The sequence below is a fragment of the Streptomyces sp. NPDC127092 genome (genome assembly GCF_042722475.1).
In the GTDB taxonomy this organism is placed as follows: domain Bacteria; phylum Actinomycetota; class Actinomycetes; order Streptomycetales; family Streptomycetaceae; genus Streptomyces.
The window spans coordinates 1-1,473 of record NZ_JBHXFE010000217.1; the positions used below are offsets into that span (position 1 = coordinate 1).

A 1,473-nucleotide genomic window follows, 5' to 3' on the forward strand; every position below is an offset into this window, starting at 1 on the left:
GTCGCGGCGGCGTCGCAGCTCGGCCGCGTGCGCCTTCGCGCTCAGTCCGGTGGCGAGGGCGAACTCGCCGACGGTCATCGGGGGGCTCATGGGGCGACCTTTCTCTCAGGTGATCCCAGCGTGGGCGTTCCCCCAAGGGGAGGGTCAAGCGTCGCCCACGGCGCCCCCGCGCGTCGTCTCCGGCACAGCCCTGCGACTGTTACCCCGCACGTCCTGCCCGGCGCGCGGGACCGGCCGCACCCTGTCTCATGGCAGGCATGATCATCACCGGACTCCTCCTCGGCCTCGTCCTGGGCTTCGTGTTCCAGCGCGGACGCTTCTGCGTCACGGGCGCTTTCCGCGACCTGTTCACTATCCGGTCCACCCGATGGCTCACCGCGTTCATGGTGATCGTGGCCGTCCAGTCGGTGGGCGTGTTCGCCCTCGACGCCCTGGGCGTGATCACCCTGGAGGCGGAGACGTTCCCGTGGCTGGGCACGATCATCGGCGGCCTGATCTTCGGCTTCTCGATCGTGCTCGCGGGCGGCTGCGCCACCGGCACGTACTACCGCGCGGGCGAGGGCCTCGTGGGCTCGTGGTTCGCACTGATCTTCTACATCGTGGGCGCCACCGCGTTCCGCAAGGGACCGCTGGCCGGCACCACCGAGGCCGTCCGCTCCGTGGAGACGCAGACGGGCTCGTTCCAGCAGCTCACGGGGCTGTCCCCGTGGGTGTTCGTGGCGCTGCTCGTGGCCGGCGTCGGCCTGGCCGTGCGTCATCACCTGCGTCGCGAGGCGGCCATGACCCGCTTCCGCCTGCCCGCCGCCAAGACCGGCCCCGCGCACGTGCTCACCGAGAAGGCGTGGCACCCGTTCGTCACCGCGGCGATCATCGGCGTGCTGGCGATCCTCGCGTGGCCGCTCTCCTGGGCGACCGGCCGCGAGTCCGGCCTGGGCATCACCGGCCCGTCCGCGAACATCGGCGCGTTCCTCGGCACGGGCGAACTCGAGCTCGTGGACTGGGGCGTGCTGATGGTGACGGGCCTGCTGATCGGCTCGTTCATCGCCGCGAAGGCCTCCGGCGAGTTCCGCGTCCGCGTGCCCGACGCGCAGACCACCGTCCGCTCGATCATCGGCGGCCTCGGCATGGGCTGGGGCGCGGCGTGGGCCGGCGGCTGCACCATCGGCAACGCGATGGTGAACACCGCGACCTTCAGCTTCCAGGGCTGGACCGCGCTCGTGTTCATGGTGCTCGGCACCGGCCTGGCGGCCAAGCTCTTCATCCTCAACCACCGCGGCAAGGGCACGACGCCGGTCCCCGCCCCCGGCTCCGGCCTCGCCTCGGCCGAGGGCGCGGCGGCGGACGCCGGGACGGCCCGCCCCGTGAAGCTCACGCCGATCGGCTGAGCCGGCCCGCCCGCGCACGACCTCTGACCACCGACACCAAGGAGAGAACACCATGGCGAAGCACCTGCTCGAGACCGACGGCCAGGTC

At 72.1% G+C, this 1,473-nt stretch carries 1 protein-coding gene; it reads left to right on the forward strand.

Translation table 11 applies throughout. The annotated features are described in order from the left end of the window. The first annotated feature begins 257 nt into the window (after positions 1 to 257). Positions 258 to 1,385, forward strand: coding sequence for a YeeE/YedE thiosulfate transporter family protein (locus tag ACFWJO_RS39045; protein ID WP_386872969.1), 1,128 nt, complete (start codon positions 258 to 260; stop codon positions 1,383 to 1,385). Positions 1,386 to 1,473 lie beyond the last annotated feature (88 nt).